Origin of the sequence: Burkholderia sp. Ax-1720 (assembly GCF_011753035.1) — a bacterium.
In the GTDB taxonomy this organism is placed as follows: Bacteria; Pseudomonadota; Gammaproteobacteria; order Burkholderiales; family Burkholderiaceae; genus Burkholderia; species Burkholderia gladioli.
On the sequence record NZ_VWWK01000056.1, the window covers coordinates 16917 to 37580 of the forward strand.

20 protein-coding genes are annotated in these 20664 nt (G+C 69.6%); 11 read left to right on the forward strand and 9 right to left on the reverse strand.

Annotation, left to right across the window (positions count from 1 at the left end; all coding sequences use genetic code 11):
• Window positions 1-26: 26 nt before the first annotated feature.
• Window positions 27-623, reverse strand: coding sequence for a TonB C-terminal domain-containing protein (locus tag F3J18_RS17810; RefSeq protein WP_166913534.1), 597 nt, complete (start codon window positions 621-623; stop codon window positions 27-29).
• Between the two features lie 41 nt (window positions 624-664).
• Window positions 665-844, reverse strand: a complete 180-nt coding sequence (locus tag F3J18_RS17815; RefSeq protein ID WP_166913535.1) for a hypothetical protein — start codon at window positions 842-844, stop codon at window positions 665-667.
• Here F3J18_RS17815 and F3J18_RS17820 point away from each other — a divergent pair.
• The 5 genes from F3J18_RS17820 to F3J18_RS17840 all read left to right on the forward strand — a co-directional run bounded on the left by F3J18_RS17820 (window position 816) and on the right by F3J18_RS17840 (window position 6445).
• Entirely contained in the window at window positions 816-1718 is a 903-nt protein-coding gene (locus F3J18_RS17820) for a LysR substrate-binding domain-containing protein (RefSeq protein WP_025098272.1), read from the forward strand. The genes F3J18_RS17815 and F3J18_RS17820 overlap by 29 nt on opposite strands.
• A gap of 226 nt (window positions 1719-1944) precedes the next feature.
• Entirely contained in the window at window positions 1945-3258 is a 1314-nt protein-coding gene (locus tag F3J18_RS17825) for a dicarboxylate/amino acid:cation symporter (RefSeq protein WP_166913536.1), read from the forward strand.
• Complete coding sequence (locus tag F3J18_RS17830; protein ID WP_166913537.1) at window positions 3255-4805, forward strand: amino acid racemase; 1551 nt, start codon at window positions 3255-3257, stop codon at window positions 4803-4805. Before F3J18_RS17825 ends, F3J18_RS17830 begins: the two co-directional genes overlap by 4 nt.
• Before the next feature lie 142 nt (window positions 4806-4947).
• Window positions 4948-5382, forward strand: a complete 435-nt coding sequence (locus tag F3J18_RS17835) for a VOC family protein (RefSeq protein ID WP_013689232.1) — start codon at window positions 4948-4950, stop codon at window positions 5380-5382.
• Window positions 5383-5431: 49 nt separating this feature from the next.
• Window positions 5432-6445: a homoserine dehydrogenase gene (locus tag F3J18_RS17840; RefSeq protein WP_025098275.1), complete on the forward strand. Its 1014-nt coding sequence runs from the start codon at window positions 5432-5434 to the stop codon at window positions 6443-6445.
• 60 nt (window positions 6446-6505) lie between these two features.
• Here the strand turns inward: F3J18_RS17840 and F3J18_RS17845 are convergent, their stop codons facing one another.
• The 3 genes from F3J18_RS17845 to F3J18_RS17855 all read right to left on the reverse strand — a co-directional run bounded on the left by F3J18_RS17845 (window position 6506) and on the right by F3J18_RS17855 (window position 10926).
• The gene (locus F3J18_RS17845; RefSeq protein WP_013689234.1) at window positions 6506-7615 is read right to left on the reverse strand and encodes an aromatic ring-hydroxylating dioxygenase subunit alpha; all 1110 of its coding nucleotides are present in this window, start codon (window positions 7613-7615) and stop codon (window positions 6506-6508) included.
• Between the two features lie 439 nt (window positions 7616-8054).
• On the reverse strand, window positions 8055-9356 hold the full coding sequence (locus tag F3J18_RS17850; RefSeq protein ID WP_166913538.1) for an MFS transporter: 1302 nt from the start codon (window positions 9354-9356) through the stop codon (window positions 8055-8057).
• Window positions 9357-9453: 97 nt separating this feature from the next.
• Window positions 9454-10926 carry a M20 family metallopeptidase gene (locus F3J18_RS17855; protein ID WP_166913539.1) on the reverse strand — a complete coding sequence of 491 codons (1473 nt, stop codon included), beginning with the start codon at window positions 10924-10926 and terminating at the stop codon, window positions 9454-9456.
• Window positions 10927-11063: 137 nt separating this feature from the next.
• Here F3J18_RS17855 and F3J18_RS17860 point away from each other — a divergent pair, with 137 nt between their 5' ends.
• The gene (locus tag F3J18_RS17860; protein WP_025102225.1) at window positions 11064-11960 is read left to right on the forward strand and encodes a LysR family transcriptional regulator; all 897 of its coding nucleotides are present in this window, start codon (window positions 11064-11066) and stop codon (window positions 11958-11960) included.
• 72 nt (window positions 11961-12032) lie between these two features.
• On the opposite strand, the gene F3J18_RS17865 is transcribed toward F3J18_RS17860, so the two are convergent.
• Window positions 12033-12461, reverse strand: coding sequence for a type II toxin-antitoxin system VapC family toxin (locus F3J18_RS17865; protein WP_166913540.1), 429 nt, complete (start codon window positions 12459-12461; stop codon window positions 12033-12035).
• Window positions 12458-12733 (reverse strand): type II toxin-antitoxin system VapB family antitoxin, encoded by a 276-nt coding sequence (gene vapB / locus F3J18_RS17870; protein WP_052142853.1) that lies wholly within the window; start codon window positions 12731-12733, stop codon window positions 12458-12460. The genes F3J18_RS17865 and vapB overlap by 4 nt, the downstream gene beginning before the upstream one ends.
• Before the next feature lie 251 nt (window positions 12734-12984).
• Here vapB and F3J18_RS17875 point away from each other — a divergent pair, with 251 nt between their 5' ends.
• Window positions 12985-13191: a hypothetical protein gene (locus F3J18_RS17875; protein ID WP_240154753.1), complete on the forward strand. Its 207-nt coding sequence runs from the start codon at window positions 12985-12987 to the stop codon at window positions 13189-13191.
• 144 nt (window positions 13192-13335) lie between these two features.
• Here the strand turns inward: F3J18_RS17875 and F3J18_RS17880 are convergent, their stop codons facing one another.
• On the reverse strand, window positions 13336-14727 hold the full coding sequence (locus F3J18_RS17880) for a PLP-dependent aminotransferase family protein (RefSeq protein ID WP_166913541.1): 1392 nt from the start codon (window positions 14725-14727) through the stop codon (window positions 13336-13338).
• 176 nt (window positions 14728-14903) lie between these two features.
• Here F3J18_RS17880 and cyoA point away from each other — a divergent pair, with 176 nt between their 5' ends.
• Genes cyoA through cyoD form a run of 4 tightly spaced genes read left to right on the forward strand, consistent with a single transcriptional unit; the run spans window position 14904 to window position 18989 of the window.
• On the forward strand, window positions 14904-15995 hold the full coding sequence (gene cyoA, locus F3J18_RS17885; RefSeq protein ID WP_166913542.1) for a ubiquinol oxidase subunit II: 1092 nt from the start codon (window positions 14904-14906) through the stop codon (window positions 15993-15995).
• A 5-nt stretch (window positions 15996-16000) separates the two neighbouring features.
• The gene (gene cyoB, locus F3J18_RS17890) at window positions 16001-18010 is read left to right on the forward strand and encodes a cytochrome o ubiquinol oxidase subunit I (protein ID WP_166913543.1); all 2010 of its coding nucleotides are present in this window, start codon (window positions 16001-16003) and stop codon (window positions 18008-18010) included.
• On the forward strand, window positions 18007-18612 hold the full coding sequence (gene cyoC / locus F3J18_RS17895; RefSeq protein WP_013689246.1) for a cytochrome o ubiquinol oxidase subunit III: 606 nt from the start codon (window positions 18007-18009) through the stop codon (window positions 18610-18612). Before cyoB ends, cyoC begins: the two co-directional genes overlap by 4 nt.
• Complete coding sequence (gene cyoD / locus F3J18_RS17900) at window positions 18609-18989, forward strand: cytochrome o ubiquinol oxidase subunit IV (RefSeq protein WP_166913544.1); 381 nt, start codon at window positions 18609-18611, stop codon at window positions 18987-18989. The genes cyoC and cyoD overlap by 4 nt, the downstream gene beginning before the upstream one ends.
• A gap of 78 nt (window positions 18990-19067) precedes the next feature.
• On the opposite strand, the gene F3J18_RS17905 is transcribed toward cyoD, so the two are convergent.
• Entirely contained in the window at window positions 19068-20459 is a 1392-nt protein-coding gene (locus F3J18_RS17905; RefSeq protein ID WP_166913545.1) for a PLP-dependent aminotransferase family protein, read from the reverse strand.
• Between the last annotated feature and the right edge of the window lie 205 nt (window positions 20460-20664).

Sequence of the window (20664 nt, forward strand, 5' to 3'; positions counted from 1 at the left end):
CCGATCACCCCGCGCGGGGCCGCTACTCAGTCGGTGGGGCCGGTGCAGCTTTTCGCGCCGGCGGCCATGACAGTGCAATGCTCCACGCTCCAGTGGCTGCTGCTCGACAGGCCGGCGCCGCCGGTCAGGCCCGCCAGCTTCCAGCGCGGGCTGAAATGCAGGTCGATGCGAGCGGTCTGGTTGGGCGTGCCCAGCGCGGGCAGCGGCGAAGCGCTCGCCAGCGCCTGCGTGACCGCGGCGTTCCAGGCCGGGTCGCCGCCGCCGTTGGCGGGCTGCAGCTCGGACGATTCGACCGCGCCGCTGCGGGAGAAATGCGTCGACAGCACCGCCTCGGGATAACCGTCGACGGCGGGACGTGCCACATACAGGCTGCCGCCGATCCGGCAGCCCACGTAACGCTGCCATTGCAGCGCGCTCAGGTGCGCCAGCGAAACAGGATCGCCGCCCTGCGCGGCCTGCTTCAGGCAGATCGAGGCGATCTGGTCGGGGGAGGGCATCGGCGGGTCGTTGGCGGCGCAGCCGGCCAGCGCCAGCGAGGCGATGAGCGCAAGCGGGGTGAGCGGGGTGAGCGAGGCGGGGGCGCTCCCGGCAGCGCGATTCCTGCGCGGCGATCTGATGGTCATGGTCTCTCTCGATTCGTTGTTCGTTGTCATAGGAATGAGCGCTATTCCAGCACCATCGCGATGCCGAGGCAAGCGCCGGCCGCGCCGGCGGTAACAGTCTGCGATTCGGCTTGCCTGGCGGGCAGCGGCGCCGCCGCGTCGTAGAATGCGCTCGATCGACTTCCCATCATCCCCAAGCCATCGGCGACGCGCATGGAAATCAAATGGATCGAGGACTTCATCGCCCTCGCGCAATACCAGAGCTTCTCGCGCGCGGCCGAGTTCCGCAACGTCACGCAATCGGGCTTCAGCCGCCGCATCCAGTCGCTGGAGCAGTGGATCGGCGCGGAGCTGATCGACCGCAGCAGCTTCCCGCCGGTGCTGACGCCGGCCGGGCGCCTGTTTCGCGAGGCCGCCGACGACATCCTGCACAAGCTGCACGACACGCGCGCCATCATCCGCACCGAGCAGCGCATCGCCGGGCGCGGCCTGCAGATCGCGGCCGGCCACACCATCGCGCTGAACTTCCTGCCGGGCTGGCTGAAGGCCTTGTCGGGCCATTTCGGCGAGGTGCGCGCGCGGGTGGTGCCGGCCAATGTCCACGATTCGATCCTCTCGCTGGTGAACGGCAACTGCGAACTGATGTTCGCCTACCACCATCCCGAGCTGCCGCTGCATCTCGACCCCGCGCGCTACGAGCACCTCACGGTCGGCCTCGATACGCTGCTGCCGGTCAGCCAGCCCACGCCGCGCGCCGCGCCGCGCTTTCGCCTGCCGGGCACCAGCAAGGCCGCGCTGCCGCTGATTTCGTATACGGAAACCAGCTATTTCGGGCGCTGCCAGGCGCTGCTGCTGTCGCGCGCGCCGGCCACGCCGATGCTGCGGCTGCACTTCGAGTCGGACATGGCCGAGGTGCTCAAGAAGCTGGTGGTCGAGGGCGAGGGCCTGGCCTGGCTGCCGCGCAGCGCGATCGCGCGCGAGCTCGCGGCCGGCGAGCTGGTGCCGGCGGGGCCGGCCGCCTGGCAGCTCGAGGTGGAGCTGCGTGTCTATCGCGATACCAGCAACCGCGGCGCCTTCGTCGATACGCTCTGGCAGCACCTGCGCGCCTCGGTCTGAGGCTCCCTGCCGCGGCTGTCCCCGGGATTTCCCTGCCTATGCGAATCACGCATACGCGCATGCCGGACCCGCATCGCGGGTTTTTTGACCGTCCCTACCATTCGTCCTGACGGTCGAGGCAAGCCGCTTTCCGCTTTCGTCCGTCGCCCGCGTCGAACCCCGACGTTTCCTCATCGACACGCGCCGCAGGACCCTCCAGGTTCGCCCGGCGCCTCCAGGGACGGACATGAAATCACGCCTCACTCCATGGATCGCGGTCGGCATGCTGCTCGGCATCGCGGCCGGCGGCTATTGCCACGCGACGGCGGCCGATGCCGCGCAAGCCCGGGACATCGCCGGCTACTTCTCGATCCTCACCGACATCTTCCTGCGGCTGATCAAGATGATCATCGCGCCGCTGGTGTTCGCCACCCTGGTGTCGGGGCTCGCCGGCATGGACGGCGGCCGCGACGTGGGCCGGATCGGCCTGCGCACCGTGCTGTGGTTCCTGTGCGCCTCCTTCGTGTCGCTGCTGATCGGGCTGGCCTTCGCCAACGCGCTGCAGCCCGGCGCCGGCCTGCACCTGGCGGCGGGCGCCGGGGAAAGCGTCGCGGGGCTCAACACGGCGGGGCTGAACCTGAAGGACGTGCTCACGCACGCCTTCCCCACCAGCCTGCTTGATGCGATGGCGCGCAACGACATCCTGCAGATCCTGGTGTTCTCGCTGTTCTTCGGGCTCGGGCTCGGCGCGCTCAGGCAGGACCCGCGCGTGGCCCTGCTGGTCGGCGCGATCGACGGCCTGGTGCCGGTGATGCTGCGGCTGACCGGCTACGTGATGCGCGCCGCGCCGTTCGGCGTGTTCGGCGCGATCGCCTCGGCCGTCACGCTGCGCGGGCTCGACGTGGTGCTCACCTATGGCCGGCTGATCGGCGCCTTCTATGCGGCGCTGGTGGTGCTGTGGCTGCTGCTGGTGGGCGTCGGCTGGCTGTTCCTGGGGCGCGACGTCGGCCGCCTGCTGAAGGCGGTGCGCGAGCCGGCCATGCTGGCCTTCTCGACGGCCAGCAGCGAGGCCGCCTATCCACGCCTGACCGAGCAGCTCGAACGTTTCGGCGTGCCGAAGAAGGTGGTGGGCTTCACGCTGCCGCTCGGCTACGCCTTCAACCTCGACGGCTCGATGATGTACCAGTCCTTCGCCGCGATCTTCATCGCCCAGGCTTTCGGCATCGACATGCCGGTCTCGCAGCAGTTGCTGATGCTGCTGGTCCTGATGCTGAGCAGCAAGGGCATGGCCAGCGTGCCGCGCGGCTCGGTGGTGGTGGTCGCCGCGGTCGCGCCGCTGTTCCATCTGCCCGCCGCGGGCGTGGCGCTGGTGCTGGCGATCGACCAGATCCTCGACATGGGACGCACCATGACCAACGTGATCGGCAATAGCGTGGCCACCGCCGTGATCGCGAAGTGGGAAGCGCGGCGCTCGGCGCGCGAGGTGGCCGAAGCGACGGAGCCGGGGCCGGTGTCGAGCGAGCTGCCGCGTCTCGAGCCGCTCGCGGGCGACGCGCGATGAGCGGCGCGAGCCTTCCGGCCGGCGCGCCGGCGCGGCGCCTCGGCATCGTCGGCGGGCTTGGGCCGCTGGCCGGCGCCGACCTGTACGCCAAGCTGATGCGCGCGGCCGGCACCATGCCGATCGATGCGATCCTGGCCCAGCATCCGCTGCGCGGCACGGCCCCGGATCGCGAGGCGAGCGCCGAGCGCAAGCTCCATGTGTTCGACCTGATCCGCGAGTTCGAGCAGCGCGGCGTGACCACCGTGGTGCTGCCCTGCTTCCTCAGCCACACCTTCCTCGACGAGTTGCGCGCGAACACCTCGCTGGCGATCGTCGACCTGGTCGAGGCGGTGCGCGAGCACGTGCGCCGCGCGTGGCCGGGCGCGCATCGCATCGGCGTGCTGGCCTCGGCGGCGACGCGCGAGCGGCGCCTGTTCGAGCGCTACTTCGCGGCGCCGGAATTCAGTCTCTGCCATCCCGGCGAGGTCGATGGCATCGATGCGGTGATGGAAGCGGTCTATGGCGCGGACGGCATTCGCGAGGGCGCGCTCGACGGGCGCCCGGTCGAGCTGCTGCGGCGTGCCTGCGCCTCGCTGATCGAGCAGGGCGCGGAGGTGATCGTGCCGGGCCTGACCGAGATCGCCCTGGTGCTGGACGCGCTCGGGCCGCTGCCGGTGCCGCTGGTCGACCCGAACCAGGTCTATGCGCGGCGCGTGCTCGCCGCCGACCACGAGGGCGCGCATGGCGGCCAGGCCGAGCCGTTCCGGATCGGCGTGGTCGGCGGCGTCGGGCCGGCGGCCACCGTCGATTTCCTGCGCAAGCTGGTGCAGCACACGCCGGCCGCGCGCGACCAGGACCACCTGAAGCTGATCGTCGAGCAGAATCCGCAGATCCCCGATCGCACCGCGCACCTGGTCGGCGAGGGCCCCGATCCGACCGTCTCGCTCTATGCCGCCTGCAAGCGCCTGGAGCAGGGCGGCGCGAAGCTGGTGGCGATCCCCTGCAATACCGCGCACGCCTTCGTCGAGCGGATCCAGCCGCGCCTGTCGATCCCGATCGTCAACATGCTGACGGTGACGGCGCGCCATCTGCGCGAGCGTTTTCCCGAGGCGCGCGAGATCGGCGTGCTGGCCACCTCGGGCACGCTCGCCAGCGGCGTCTATCGCGAGGCGCTGGCCGCCGAGGGTTTCGCGCAGCTCGTGCCGCCGCCGGCCTTGCAGGCGCGCGTGATGGCGGCGATCTACGGCGAGGCGGGCGTCAAGGCCGGGTTCGTGGAGGGCCGCTGCCGCGAGGACATCGAGGCCGCGCTCGATGCGCTGGTCGCGGCCGGCGCGCGCGTGGTGCTGCTCGGCTGCACCGAACTGCCGCTGCTGCTGCCGGCAGGCGAGATCGCAGGGCCCGCCGGCGCGCGCGTGAGCCTGGTCGACCCGACCGAGGTGCTGGCCAGGGCCTGCGTCGCGGCGGCGACCAGGGCGGCGAATGAGGCGGCAAATGAGGCGGCGAACGAGGCTGCAAACGAGGCTGCAAACGAGGCTGCAAACGAGGCGGAACCGCGGCGTTCCTTTTGATCGAATAAATCGATACTCAGATCGGAAAAATATCGTTTTTCATCGAAGATCGTAATCGGTAACATCGGTGTCACTGATCTGCCGCGCCGACGCGCGCGGCGGGCCGATTTCCCCTTGATACCTCGTTACGGAGTTTCGATCGATGAGCGCTTCCGCCGCCCCGCTGCTGCCTTTCCATATCGCCTTCCCGGTCCACAGCCTCGAGGCCGCGCGCGAATTCTACGGCGAGCTGCTCGGCTGCCCCGAGGGCCGCAGCTCGGCCGAATGGGTCGACTTCAACCTCTATGGCCACCAGATCGTCGCGCATCTCGCGCCGGACGAAACGGGCGTGGCGCGCACCAATGCCGTCGACGGCCACGGCGTGCCGGTCCGTCATTTCGGCGCGCTGCTGACGCTGGAGCAATGGCACCTGCTGGCCGACAAGCTGCGCGCGGCCGGCACGAAGTTCGTGATCGAGCCGTATGTCCGCTTCAAGGGCGAGCCCGGCGAGCAGGCCACCATGTTCTTCCTCGATCCGTCGGGCAACGCGCTCGAATTCAAGGCCTTCGCCGATCTCGGCAAGCTGTTCGCGAAGTAAGGCCGTCGCGGCCCTTCGTCCATCCCTTCGTCATCGTCCTGGAGCGCCGATGTCACGCTGCCATGTCGCGATCTCGGGCTTCGGCCAGATCGGCCGGGCCGTCGCCGAACTGCTGGCGGCGCGCCGCGCGCGTTATCGCGAGCGCTACGGGGTGGAGGTGCGGCTGGTCGGCATCAGCCGCTCGCGCGGCGCTCGCGTCGATCGCGAGGGCCTGCGCGATCCGCTCGCGGCCGATGCGCCGCTCGACGCGGCGCTGACGGGCGAGGCCTTCGTGGCCGCCGCGCGGCCCGACGTGCTGATCGAGGCCGGTCCGACCGACTACCTGACCGGCGGCGCCGCGCTCGGCTACCTGCGCGCGGCGCTCGCGGCCGGCGCGCACGGCATCGCGATCTCGAAGGGCGCGCTGGTGCTCGACTACCCGGGCCTGCGCGCGCTGGCCGATGCGAACGGCGTGCAGTTGAAGATCAGCGGCGCGACCTCGGCCGCGCTGCCGACCATCGACCTGCTCGACTACAACGCGGCCGGCTGCGAGGTGCGCGTGATGGAAGGCATCTTCACGGCCACCACCAACTACGTGCTGGACCGGATGATGGCCGGCATCGCCTTCGCCGATGCGCTGGCCGAGGCGCAGCGCGCCGGCATGGCCGAGCCCGATCCGCGCTTCGATGTCGAGGGCTGGGACACGGCCTGCAAGGTCTGCATCCTGGCCAACGCGGGTTTCGGCGCGCGGCTGGCGCTCGATGAGATCGCGCGCGAGGGCATCGCGCCGATCGAGGCGGGGCAACTGGCGCGCTGGCGCGCGGATGGCCTGGTGCCGAAGCTGGTCGGCCGCATCGAGCGGCGCGCGGGGGGCGAGGGGCGGGTGGAGGCTTCGGTGCGCCTGGCCACCTACGAGGCCGCGCATCCCTTCGCGGGGATCGGTGCCGGCATGAAGGCGGTGCGCATCGAGACAGACGCGATGGGCGAGCTGCTCGCGATCGGCCGCACCAGCCCGCTGGCGACGGCCGCCGCCGCGCTGAAGGATTTCGAGCACCTGCTGATGCTCGGCGTCGTCGGGCGCTGAGCCGCGCGCAATAAAAAAGGCAGGCGTTTCGCCTGCCTTCGCTCCGTTGCCGCCTGCCCGTCAGGCCGCCGGCCCCAGCTCGCGGATCGGGATCACGGTGCGCCCGCCGTTGTTGCGCAGCACGTCGCGCAGGTCGTTGATGACGGGGAACACCTCGTGGTTCCAGTCGGCGCCCTGCATGTCGTGCGCTTCCTGCTCGCGCTCGACGATCCAGCGGTCCTCCTTGAAGATCCGCTCGGTGAACCACACCAGCAGCGGCCAGGCCAGGTCCAGCGCGAAGGGCACCGAGGGCTTGCGGATCGACAGCAGCCCGAAGGTGCGGTTGGTGCGCTGCTGCTTGTCGAGCGGCACGTAGACGATCCACAGGTCCATCACCAGGGTGCCCTCGCTCGAGAGGATCTTGAGCGTCTGATAGGGATACTCGGTGCGGATCGTCATCACGCTCTTGTCGCTCTGGTCCTGCGGCTTCTTGCTGGCGCCGAACACCAGCGCCTCGCCGATCGGCTGCTTGCCCTCGGCGCGCGAGAAGGTGTAGTCGACCTCGACCCAGCCCTCGCCGCGGCGGCGTCCCAGCGAGCGCGCCTTCATCTGGCCCATCTCGCGGCGATGCAGGAACTGATGGTTCATGTCCATCAGGTTCTCGTGCATGAACGAGTAATGGCACTTGACCGCGCGGCCGAAGCGGCGCGTCTTGTACTTCGGGTCGGCCACCGTGGGCAGCTCGGGCACCGGCTTCTCGTCGGCCAGGGCGGGGTCGCCCGTGAACACGAAGATCAGCCCGCGCACCTCGCGGCACGGGTAGGCGCGCACGCCGTTGGGCAGGCGCTCCTTGCCCAGGTAGGGCACGTCCACGCATTTGCCGCTGCAATCGTAGGTCCAGCCGTGATAGCCGCAACGCAGCGCGTCGCCGTCGACCACGCCGGCGTGCAGCGGCACCTGGCGGTGCGCGCAACGGTCTTCCAGCGCAAAAACCGTTCCCGACTCGCCGCGAAACAACACGATCGGGTCGCCCGCGAATTGCACGCCGAGGGTCTTGCCGCGCTTCAGTTCGCGCGACCAGGCCAGGGGATACCAGAAGTCGGGATGGATCGGCACGCGGCGCAGATCGCGCACGGGCTGCGTGGCGGTCGAGTCGATCACGTTCTGGGTCGGTAAAGGCACTGCGTGCATGCGTGACATCTCCTTGCATTCCGGATGCTTCGACCATCGCGTGGGGACGCGAGGGAGTGATCCGGCGCAGTTTACGCGAAACCGGCCGGGATGCGGGGGCGGTGTGAAGGGATGGTGACAAACCCCTAGGGGGAAATGGGTGCCGGGTCGGGGATGGATCGCTGCTTATGGAGTGCCGGCTGCGCGTGGGCGGCGGCAAGCTTGCCGGGTGGTTCGATGCATGCACATCGATCGGGACGAAGCGGGGCCGGGAAGGGCATGGAAGCGGTCCCGGCATTCGGCGCCGGCTCCGATGCGGGTGCTCGGAGCCGGTGCTCGGCGTGGATGTCGGTGCCTGCGCCTGCGCGTGCTCGTGCTCGGGCTCGGGCTCAGGCTCGGGCTCAGGCTCAGGCTCAGGCTCAGGCTCAGGCTCAGGCTCAGGCTCAGGCGTGCGCCAGCCTCAGGCCGCGGCGGGCCGCCGGCCCAGCGGCGTCGTCTTGCGGCCGGCCGAGGCGAGCGCGGCCAGGCTGATCATCGCGGTGAGGACCAGGTAGAAGCTGGGCGCGCTGCGATCGCCCGTGGCGCTGGTGAGCCAGGTGACGATCGCGGGCGTGAAGCCGCCGAACACGGTCACGCCGATGTTGTAGGCCACCGACATGCCGGTCGAGCGCGTCGCGGCCGGGAACAGCTCCGACATCAGCGCCGGCAGCGCGCCGAAGTAGATCGACTTGAGCAGGGCCAGCCAGCAGACCAGCGCGAACAGGGTCGGCACCGAGACGTGCGCGACCGTGTACGAGAAGGCCGGCCAGGCGGTGACGGCGAACAGGATGCCGACCACCGCCATCTGCCGGCGGCGGCCGATGCGGTCCGACAGATGGCCGGCCAGCGGCGTGACGACGGTCAGGATCACGCCGCCGGCCATGGTGGCCGCGAAGCTGGTGGAGGTGGGCAGGTGCAACTGGCGGATCGCGAAGGTCGGCAGGTATTGCAGCAGGTAGTTGACGGCGGTCGACACGCTGAGCGCGCCGATCGCGACCAGCACCGCGCGCTTGTGGGTGGCGAGCAGGTCGCGCGCGGGCGACTCGGAGCGTTCGCCCTCGAGGAAGGCCGGCGCATCCTCCAGGAAGCGGCGCAGGTAGAGCCCGAGCGGGCCGATCAGGACGCCGAAGAAAAACGGCAGGCGCCAGCCCCAGGCGGCCAGCTCGGCCGGCGACAGCACCCGCGCCAGGCCGTAGCCGAACGAGGCGGCCAGCAGCAGCGCCAGGCCCTGGGTGGCGAACTGCCAGCTCGCCAGGAAACCGCGCCGGTGCGGCGCGTGCTCGATCAGCATCGCCGTGGAGGCGCCGAATTCGCCGCCGGCCGAGAAGCCCTGGATCAGGCGCGCGGCGAACACGCCGAGCGGCGCGGCGATGCCGATGCTCGCGTAGCCCGGCATCACCGCGATCAGGCCGGTGCCGATCATCATCAGGGTGACCGTCAGCATCAGCGCGGCACGCCGGCCGCGCCGGTCCGCATAGGCGCCCAGCACCAGGCCGCCGAGCGGGCGCACCAGGTAGGAGGCGCCGAACGAGCCGAAGGTCAGCAGCATCGAGGCCGTTTCGTTGCGGGCCGGGAAGAAGTGCTGGCCGATATAGACCGCGAAGAAGGCGTAGACGGCGATGTCGAACCACTCGAGCGCATTGCCGGCGGAGGTCGCGACGACGATCTGCACCAGGCTGGGCGGCTTGCGCGCGGGGGCGGGGGAGGGGACGGGACGGTTCATGGGACGCTCGATCGGTTCGGGTACGACGGCGGAGGCCGGCGTCGCCGCGCGGGAGGGCGGCGATGCCGGGCAGATGTGGCGCGCGGCGCGCCGGTCCTTACGCGCAGGCGGCGGCTGGCGCGGCGCTGGTGCGCCGGGCGTCGCGCGCGCGACGTTCGGCGACGATGCGCGCCGCGTCCTCGCCGAGGTCCCACCAGAGCCCGGCCATCACGGCCAGCGCCTCGCGCGCCACCGAGCCCAGCAGGTGCTCGTTCGGCGCGTGCTGCGCGCAGGCCGGGTAGGAATGCGGCACCCACAGCGTCGGCAGCCCGAGCGTGTCGGCGAACACGTGATTGGGCACCGTGCCGCCGAGATTGGGCAGCAGCGCCGGCGGCTTGCCGGTGGAGGCGCGCAGCGAGCCCAGCGCCCACTCGACCCAGGGATCGTCGGGGTCCAGCCGGGTGGCGGGCGAGCGCTGCGAGACCGTCACCCGCACCTCGTCGAAGCCGTGCCGGGCGAAGTGGGCCTCGAGATGCGCGAGCGCGTTCGCGGTGTCGGTGCCGACCACGTAGCGCAACTGGCAGATCGCCTTCGCGTCCGGCGGGATCGCGTTGACCGGTGCCTCGGGGTTGCCGGTTCGAAAGGCCAGCACCTCCAGGGTGTTCCAGGCGATCACGCGCTCGCTCGGCGTGAGGCCCGGCTCGCCCCAGTCGGGATCGATGGCCGGCGCGTTCTCGTCGCCGCCCAGCTCGATGTCGGCCAGCGCGCGGCGCACCGCGGCGGGGATCGGCGGCGGGCGCAGGCCCTCCACCGCGATCGCGCCGCGCCGGTCGATCAGGCTCGCGATCGCATGCGCGAGCACCGTGCCGGGATTGCGCAGCACGCCGCCCCAGTTGCCCGAGTGATGGCCGCCCTCGCGCAGCGCCACGCCCAGCTCGATGTTCAGGCCGCCGCGCGAGCCGAGGAAGAGGGTCGGGCGCTCGGCGCTCACGCGCGGGCCGTCGGAGGCGAGGAACAGGTCGGCGGCCAGCGCCTCGCGCTCCCGCGCGCAGATCGCGTCGAGCCCGGGCGAGCTGATTTCCTCGCCGGTCTCGAAGATCAGCTTGAGGTTGTAGCCGAGCCGGCCGCCGCGCGCCTCGATCACGGCCGCCAGCGCGGCCAGGTTGATCGAGTGCTGACCCTTGTTGTCGGCCGTGCCGCGTCCGTACCAGCGATCGCCCTCGACCGTCACACGCCAGGGCGCGAGGCCGGCGCGCCATTGCGCGTCGTAGCCGCGCACCACGTCGCCGTGGCCGTAGCTGAGCACGGTGGGCAGGGCGGGGTCCTCGATCCGCTCGGCGATCAGGAACGGCGCGCGCGCGCCGGCGGGGTTGTCGGCCAGCCGCGAGCGGAAGCCGAGCGCGGCCAGCGCCGGGGCGATCTCGTCGCTCAGGTAGGCATGCAGCGCCTCGGCCTGGGCGGGCTCCTGGCTTTCGGTGCGAAAGGCCACGCGGCGCGCGAGATCGGCCAGCAGCGCGCCGCCGTCGTGGGCGCGCACGGCGAGGTCGAGCGCCTGCTGGCGCGGGTTGCTGGCGGATTGGGTGGTGGACATCGGGGTCGCTCCTGGCAAGGCGGAAGGCTGGAATGCCCCACTCTAGGAACGCCAAAAATTCGCAACAATTACAAAGATGTCGAATAGACTTGCCGAAATGGCAAGGCAAGGCGCGTTCGCGCCGGGGAGAACGGGGCATGCTTCACGGCATCGCATTGCGGTATTTCGTCGAGGTGGCGCGCACCGGTTCGTTGGCGGCGGCCTCGGACACGCTGCACGTGGCCGTCTCCGCCATCAGCCGGCAGATCAGCAAGCTCGAGCAGGACGTCGGCGCGCCGTTGTTCGAGCGCATGCCGCGCGGCATGGTGCTGACCGAGGCGGGCGAGCTGCTGGCCGCGCATGCGCGGCGCGCGCTGCTGGAGGCCGAGGCGGTGATCGGCGAGATCTCGGCGGGGCGCGAGCAGGCGGGCGGGCTGGTGCGGCTGGGCTGCACCGAGGGTTTCACGCGTTCGTTCCTGCCCGAGGTGCTGGCTCGCCATCACGAGCGCGTGCCGCTGGCGCGCTACCAGCTGCGCTCGGGCACGCCGGCCCAGGTCGAGCACTGGGTGACGATCGGCGAGGTGGATCTGGGCATCGCCTTCTCGGGCGGCGGCACGCCCGCGGTCAGCATCGAATACGAGATCGACATGCCGGTGCGCGCGCTGCTCGCGCCGGCGCATCCGCTGGCCGCGCACGAGGCGCTGACGCTCGAGGACCTGCGCGCCTGGCCGCTGGCGCTGCTCGAACGCGGCAATACGGTGCGGCAGTTGTTCGACCTGTGCTGCGCGGCGCGCGGCGTGCGCATCGAGCCGCTGCTGTCGAGCAACAACTCGGCCGTGCTGCATGCCTTCGCGGCGCGCACCGGCGCCGTCACGCTCGGCAGCGCGGTGGCGCTCAAGGGGCTCGCGCAGGGCAGCACGCTGCTGGCGCGCGCGATCGACGAGCCCTTGCTGAACGAACGCCGGCTGCGCGTGATGAGCATGCGCGAGCGTCGCCTGCCGGCGGTGGCCAGGAGCCTGCTGGCCGAGTTGATCGCGCAACTCGGGGAGGCGTGAGCGGGGGGCGGTGGTGGAGTGATCCCGGGCGTTTGCGCTGGGGGTATTTCGCGGGGTTGCAGGTCAGGGACGTTAGGCGGGGCTGGAATTAACCCAATCTTCAATTCGCAAGCCGGCGACGCGCTCGAATTCGCGTGCGTTATGTGTCACGAGAATGGCGGCGGACGAGAGGGCATGGCCGGCAATCGACGCATCGTTGTATCCGATCGGCGTGCCCCTGGCGTTGAGGTCCATGCGAATTCGCGTCGCCGTATCGACGGCCGCGGCATCCCAAGCCAGCACGCCGTCGAGCCTCGATACGAATTCCGAAATGATCCCGGGTAATTTGGGAGACGCTTTTTTGCCAAGCGTGCCGTCTCGCATTTCCGCATAGGTAATGGCGGAGATAACGATCCGATGTTGGGCATCGACGCAGGCTTCAAGCCGCTGGAGAACCGAGGAGGGGGCCTTTCGAATGATGTACGAACAGATATTCGTATCGAGCATGTAGAGATGCGTCACCGGTCGGGCCCCGATTCCGGCTTCAGATCATCATCGCCGAGATCGAAGCGTCCCTCGGATGCAATCACATCACGGCGATCGTCGGTAAGGAAGTCGGATATCTCGCCACGATCCAGTTCGGCGAACGAGGTCCAGGAGGGTCTGACCGGACGCAATATGAGCGTATCGCCGTCGCGCCTGATTTCAAGTTCCGTTATCCCTTGATATTCGAGGTCTTTGGGGATGCGGATCGCTTGATTTCGTGAGTTTCTGAAAATGGATACGGTGCGCATGACCTTTCTCCGCCTGACTATAGACCTTGCCATTCAATGCCATATGTTGGCATATGTCAAGAGGCGCGGGCGCGCACGCGTCATCCGCGCGCCGGACAGCGAATGGTTCAAAAGGCGTGACGGCCAAGCTGGTCGTCGTGGCCAAATTGTGGCCGCGTTTCTTAAGCCCCGTTTAAGCCTCCTCCAACAAGATTTCCGCGCGAGATTTTCGCCGCCCGTCCCGACGAGCGATAACGACAGGAGGAAAACCGATGCGACTTCGAGCAGCGATCATGGCCGGCGCGCCGCTCGACGCGATGTTCGCCGGGCCGCCGGTGGTCCTGATGCGGATGCCGCAGCCGGTGCTGTACCTGGTGCCGGTGGCGCCGCCCGCGAGGACGGTCGCCCCGGCCCGCACGCCGGCCCCGATGCCCGCCGCGCCGGCGCCGACCACGCGCAAGCCCGGTCTCGAAGTCTGACTCATCGGCGTATCGAAGCCCGCCGCCGCCTGATCCGCGCGCGGCACCAGCAAACAGCCCGGTCGAAGCGATCCTGCTTCGACCGGGCTGTTTCGTTTTCGTGATCTGGCTCGCCTTCGCGGCCGGCGGCGGCCGCCGCCCGGCTCAGACGATCAGGCCGCGCCCGCTCGAGATGTCGCTGGCCAGCAGCACCGACAGCCGGCGCAGCGCCGCGTGCAGCTGGGTGCGATCGGGCGTGGCCCCCAGCGAGACGCGGATCGCGTTGGGCGCCTGGCCGCCGAGATGGAAGGCGGTGGACGGCGCCACCGCCAGCCCCTCGGCGCTGGCCGCCGCGGCCAGCTCGCCGGGTGCCCAGTAGCTCGGCAGCGGGTACCAGAGATGGATGCCGGCGCCGTCGCCATTGCTCGCGCCGAGCACCTGGGCGGCGGCGCGCTGCCGCTCGCGCGCCTCGCCGAGCACGCCGCCCAGCACCTGCGCGGCCGAGCCGTCGTTGATCCACTGCGTGACCAGCGCGTTGGTGAGCGGCGGCGCCATCAGCGAGAACGAGCGCAGCGCGCTCAGGAAGGCGTCGCGCAGGCTCTCGTCGGGCAGCGCCACGAAGGCGGTGCGCAGCCCCGGCGACAGGCATTTCGACAGCGTCGACACATACACCACCTGGGCCGGCGCGATCCTCGCCAGCGGCGGCGGCGCGTCGGGCGCGAACAGCCAGTAGGGATCGTCCTCGACGATCAGCACGCCGTGCCGCAGCGCCACCTTCAGCAGTTCCTGGCGACGCGGCGCCGGCATGGTGGTGCCGGTCGGATTCTGCAGCGTCGGATTCAGGTAGATCAGCCGCACCCCGCCGGGCTCGCGACAGGCCGCCTCGAGCGCATCGGGCCGCATGCCCTGCGCGTCCACCGCGATCGGCCTGGCCACGCGCCCCAGTTGCGAGGCCGCCAGCGGCAGCCCCGGGTAGATGTCCGGCTCGCAGGCGATGGTGTCGCCGGCGGCCGTCATGGCGATGATCAGCGCGGCCAGCGTGGCCTGCGCGCCGGGGGCGACCACCACGCGCGCGCGCGCCGGGTCGCCCAGCATCGGCCGCAGCCAGCCGACTGCGGTTTCGCGATCGGCCTCGCTGCCGCCGCCGACGTGGTAGGTCATCAGGAGATCGATGTCGCTGCGCAGCAGTACCTGCGACATGCCACGCCGCAGCAGCATCTCGAGGTCGACGCCGGCCGGCGGCGGCGGGATGTTCATGCTGAGGTCGACGCGCTGCGCCAGCTGGACCTTGGGCACCGCCACGAAGGTGCCGAGCGGCCCGCGTGCCTCCAGCAGGTGCCGCTGGCGCGCCTCGTTGAAGGCGCGCGTCACGGTGGTCAGGTCGACGCCGAGCCGGGCGGCCACCTGCCGTTGCGGCGGCACGCGATCGCCGGGCTGCAGGCGCCCGTCGGCGATCGCGTGCTCGATGAAGTTGGCGATCTGCAGGTAGCGCGGCCCTTGTCCGGCGACCAGCGCCGAGTTCCATACATCGATCGGATTCGAGTGTTTTTGCGTCATTCTGTCGCGGCTTGTATGCGTGATGTCTTACTCTACCATCCGACATCGAAGCGCGTAAATCCATACATGATGCGACTTGTATGCACGGCCTTGCCGGCCGCGCGTTCCGGGGGCCGGCAGCGACGGGCAGCGATGCGGATGGACGGATTTGCGTGCACGGCCAACACGGACATTCCATGCGCACTCCATCCTCCAGAACCCGGCCCGATGTCGAATCGGGACCACCGCTGTCCCCCTCGTCCCCTTGCCATGATTCGCTCGCCCCGCCCTCGCGTGCCGCTGCCGGTCGCGGTCGCGGCGCGCTGAAGGCGCTGGCGCCGCTGGCGCGCCTCGCGCCGGCCGCGGGCCTGCTGCTGCTCGGCGGCTGCAGCAGCGTGCTGATGAACCCGAAAGGCGACATCGGCGTGCAGGAAAAGCAGCTGATCCTGATCGCGCTGGGCCTGATGCTGCTGGTCGTGATCCCGGTGATCGCGCTGACGCTGTGGTTCGCCTGGCGCTATCGCGCCTCGAACCGCAGCGCCACCTACGCGCCGCGCTGGTCGCATTCGACCGCGATCGAGGTGGTGGTGTGGTCGATCCCCTGCGTGATCGTGGTGATCCTCGCGGGGCTGATCTGGCGCACCACGCTGAGCCTCGATCCCTACAAGCCGATCGAGTCGGGCGAGAAGCCGGTGCGCGTCGAGGTGATCGCGCTGAACTGGAAGTGGCTGTTCATCTATCCCGACTACGGCGTCGCCTCGGTCAACGAGCTGGCGGTGCCGGTCGGCACGCCGGTCGATTTCCGCCTGACCGCCGAATCGCTGATGAACTCCTTCTTCATCCCGCAGCTCGGCACCCAGGTCTACGCGATGCCGAGCATGCAGACGCGCCTGCACCTGATCGCCGATGAAGCCGGCACCTACCTGGGCCAGTCGGCGGCCTTCAGCGGCCCCGGCTTCTCGGACATGCACTTCAAGACCTACGCCACCAGCCGCGGCGAATTCGATGCCTGGATCGCGCGCGCCAGGGCTGCGAGCGTGTCGCTCGACGCGGCGGCCTACGCGCGGCTCGCGCAGCCCAGCGAGAAGAACGCGCCGACGCTCTACGCGAGCGTGGTGCCGGACCTGTTCGACAACATCGTCGCCACCGCGATGCGCGCAGGCTCGGCCAACCCGAGCTGCACGGCGCCCTCGCCGGGCGTGATCCCGGCCACCATCCAGTCGGCCGGCGCCGGCGCGATCTCCCTTTCCCCCGGCGCCGCCAAGGCGCCGATCCTGGCTACCCGGTAAACATCATGTTTGGAAAGCTCACACTCGATGCCGTTCCCTGGCACGAACCCATCATCATGGGCACCCTGGCCGTGGTGCTCGTGCTCGGCGCGGCCCTGCTCGGCGCGATCACCTACGCGGGCAAATGGACCTACCTGTGGCGCGAATGGTTCACCTCGGTCGACCACAAGAAGATCGGCGTGATGTACATCGTGATGGCGATCGTGATGCTGCTGCGCGGCTTCGCGGACGCGATCATGATGCGCGCGCAGCAGGCGATCGCCAACAACGACGCGGCCGGCTACCTGCCGCCGCATCACTACGACCAGATCTTCACCGCGCACGGCGTGATCATGATCTTCTTCGTGGCGACGCCGCTGATCATCGGCCTGATGAACGTGGTGGTGCCGCTTCAGATCGGCGCGCGCGACGTGGCCTATCCGTTCCTGAACTCGCTGAGCTTCTGGTTCGCGGTGGTGGGCGCGGGGCTGGTGATGGTCTCGATGTTCGTCGGCGATTTCGCGGCCACCGGCTGGGTGGCCTATCCGCCGCTCTCGGAGCTCGGCTACAGCCCGACGGTGGGGGTGGACTACTACATCTGGTCCCTGCAGATATCGGGGCTCGGCACCACGCTGACCGGCATCAACTTCATCGTCACGATCCTGCGCATGCGCGCGCCGACCCAGAAGCTGATGCAGATGCCGGTGTTCGTCTGGACCGCGCTGATCACCAACATCCTGATCGTCGCCGTGTTCCCGGTGCTGACCGGCACGCTCGCGCTGCTGACCGCCGACCGCTACCTGGGCATGCACTTCTTCACGAACGAGCTCGGCGGCAACGCGATGATGTACATCAACCTGATCTGGGTCTGGGGCCATCCCGAGGTGTACATCCTGATCCTGCCGGCCTTCGGCGCCTTCTCGGAGATCATCGCGACCTTCTCGGGCAAGCCGCTGTTCGGCTACAAGTCGATGGTCTATGCCACCGCCTCGATCGGCGTGCTGTCCTTCTTCGTCTGGCTGCACCACTTCTTCACGATGGGCTCGGGCGCGAACGTCAACGCCTTCTTCGGGATCATGACCACCATCATCTCGATCCCGACCGGCGTGAAGCTGTTCAACTGGCTGTTCACCATGTACCGCGGCCGGATCCGCTATCACAGCGCGACCCTGTGGACCATCGGCTTCATGATCACCTTCGCGGTGGGCGGCATGACCGGCGTGCTGCTGGCCGTGCCGGGCGCCGACTTCGTGCTGCACAACAGCCTGTTCCTGGTGGCGCACTTCCATAACGTGATCATCGGCGGCGTGGTGTTCGGCTGCCTGGCCGGCATCAGCTTCTGGTTCCCCAAGGTGTTCGGCTTCACGCTCGACGAGTTCTGGGGCAAGGTCTCGTTCTGGTGCTGGCTGATCGGCTACTGGCTGGCCTTCACGCCGCTCTACGTGCTCGGCTTCGAGGGCATGACGCGCCGCATGAACCACTACTCGGTGCCGCAATGGCACCCTTGGCTGGTGGTCGCGCTGGTCGGCGCGGTGTTCGTCGGCATGGGCATCCTGGCGATGCTGGTGCAGATCTATGTGAGCGTGCGCCGCCGCAACGAACTGCGCGACGAGACGGGCGATCCCTGGAACGGCCGCAGCCTCGAATGGTCGACTTCCTCGCCCGCGCCGTTCTACAACTTCGCGATCGTGCCGACCATCACCTCGGTCGAGCAGCACTGGGACGACAAGGACAGCGGCCGCGCCTATCGCCAGCCGACGCAGTACGAGGACATCCACATGCCGCGCAATACCGGCGCGGGGGTGATCATCGCCGCGTTCAGCGCCGTGTTCGGCTTCGCCTTCGTCTGGCACATGTGGCCGTTCGTGGTGCTGGGCCTGCTCGGCATGGTGGGCACCTTCATCGCGCGCAGCTACGACACCGACACCGACTACTACGTCCCCGCCGCCGAAGTCGAGCGGATCGAGAACGCGCGTTTCGCGCAACTGCAGCGTCACGTTCCCGTGGTGCCGCTCAATGAAACCGAGGTCGCATGATGAGCGCCCAGACCCTTGCGCACGGCCATGAGGATGGCCACCACGACGACGGCGGCAAGACCACCGTCGGCTTCTGGATCTACCTGATGAGCGACTGCCTGATCTTCGCGACGCTGTTCGCGACCTTCGGGGTGCTCGCCAACGCCACGGCCGGCGGCCCCACCGGGCAGGGCCTGTTCGAGCTCGACTACGTGCTCGGCGAAACCATGCTGCTGCTGGTCAGCAGCTTCACCTTCGGGCTGGCGATGCTGGCCATGAACGCCGGCCGGCGCGGCGCGGTGATCGCCTGGCTGGCGATCACCTTCGTGTTCGGCGCCGGCTTCATCGGCATGGAAGTGCACGAGTTCGCCAAGCTGGTGGCCGACGGCGCGGGCCCGCATACCAGCGCCTTCCTGTCGGCCTACTTCGGGCTGGTGGGCACCCACGGCCTGCACGTCACCTGCGGCCTGCTGTGGATCGGCGTGATGATGCACCAGGTCTGGAAGTTCGGCCTGAACGGCATGGTGCAGCGTCGCCTGGCCTGCCTCAGCATGTTCTGGCACTTCCTGGACCTGGTCTGGATCTGCGTGTTTACCTTCGTCTACCTGCGGGAGTTCGTATGAAGCCCACGTCCCACGCGCCCGCCGCGCATCATGCGCACGATGCCTCGCACGGCACGCTCAAGGGTTATGTGATCGGCATGATCCTGTCGGTACTGCTGACCTTCGTCTCGTTCGGCGCGGTGATGACCGACATCGTGCCGCGCGGCTGGGGCCTGGCCGCGATCGTGATCGCCTGCATCGCACAGCTGATCGTGCAGTTGTTCTACTTCCTGCATATCGGCACGGCGCGCAGCCAGCGCGCCAACACGGGCATCTTCCTGTGCACGGGCTTCCTGATCGCGGTGATCGTCGGGCTCTCGCTGTGGGTGATCCACAATGCCAACGTCAACATGATGCCGACGCACATCACGATCGAGCGCGCGATGGCGAAGGACTGAGTTGTCGCCGCTGATACGGCGGCCGTTGCAAAGGCGCTTTGCCCCCGGGCACTGCGCCTTTTTTCATGCACGCGCCGCTCAGATGGTCGGCGTGGCCAGGTGGTGCGGATCGCCGAGCGCGTCGGCCACCAGGCGCAGCGCCTCGCGGCAGTCCTCGGGCGTTTGCGGGCCGCCCAGGCAGAGGCGTATCGCGTTGGGCGGGTTGCCGTCGGTGGAGAAGGCCGCGCCCGCCACCGCCGCCACGCCGCGATTGCGCAACTGCTGGGCCAGCTCGGGCGCGAAGCGATGGCAGTCGGCGGGGATCGGCAGCCACAGGTGGAAGCCGTTCGGATGCGCGTCGAAGCGCCAGTCGCGCAACACCTGGGCGGCGATCGCCATGCGCGCGCCGCCCTCGGCGTGGATCGCCTCCAGCATCGCCAGCGCGGTGCCGTCGTTGACCCACTGGGTGGCCAGCAGCATCGTGTAGGGGCTCGGCATCACCGTGGTGGCGCGCAGCGCGCCGGCGATGCGCTGCGCCTGCCGCGCCGAGGGCGCGAGCAGGTAGGCGATGCGCAGCCCCGCGCCGAAGTTCTTCGACATGCCCGTCACGTAGTAGGTCAGCTCGGGCGCGAGCAAGGCGAGCGGCGGCGGCGCGCCTTGCGGCAGCATCGCGTAGGCGTCGTCCTCGACGATCGGCACGTTGTAGCGCAGCGCCACGTCGGCCAGCGCCTCGCGGCGGTGGAAGGGGATGGTCAGCGTGCTGGGGTTCTGCAGGGTGGGGTTGCAGTAGAACGCGGCCGGCTTGTGGCTCTTGCAGAGCGACTCGAAGGCATGCGGCAGCGGGCCGTCCTCGTCGCGCGGCAGCGCCTGCAGGCGCACGCCGAGCTGCGAGGCGATCGCCTTGATGCCGGGATAGGCCAGCGCGTCGAGCGCGAGCGTGTCGCCGGGGCGCGCCAGCAGCGAGACCAGGGCCACCAGCGCGCTGTGGATGCCGGGGCAGACCAGCACCGCCTCGCCGTTGCAGCCCGGCAGCCGCCGGCCCAGCCAGGCGCGGCCGGCGGCGCGATCGGCGGGCGCGCCGCCGAAATCCTGGTAGCGCAGCAACTGGTAGGGATCGGCGCGCGCATGCAGCGCGGCGGCCGATTCGGCCAGGCGCGCGGCCATCGCCGGCGGCTCGGGCGGCATGTTCATCGACATCTCGACGCTGCCGCCGCCCGACAGCGGCAAGGTCTGGGTCGGGCCGCGCACGAAGGTGCCGCTGCCGGCGCGGCTGTCGAGCAGGCCGCGCTTGCGCGCCTCGGCATAGGCGCGCGCCACCGTGGTGTAGTTCAGGCGCAGCGCGTCGGCCAGCTCGCGCAGGCCCGGCATGCGGTCGCGCGGCTTGAGCCGGCCCACCGCCACGTCCTCCTCGATCAATTCCGGAATCAGCAGATAGGCGGGCTGGCGGCTCTCGGCCAGCCGTTTCGACCAATGGGCGAGCGAGTGATCCATGGCGGGCGTCCCTGCGGGCGGTTGACCTCGATACGTCCGACGTTAACACGCGAATTCGCGCGAAAAAAAATCGATCGGATGCCGAATCGAAACCGATCGCATTGATCGGGTGACAGATCGTTTTTGATGCAGGCATGCACGCGCGAGGCGCATCGCGCTGCGCCAGCGCGGTGCGCGCCGGCCGCGCGGCGCGGGCTCGGGCACC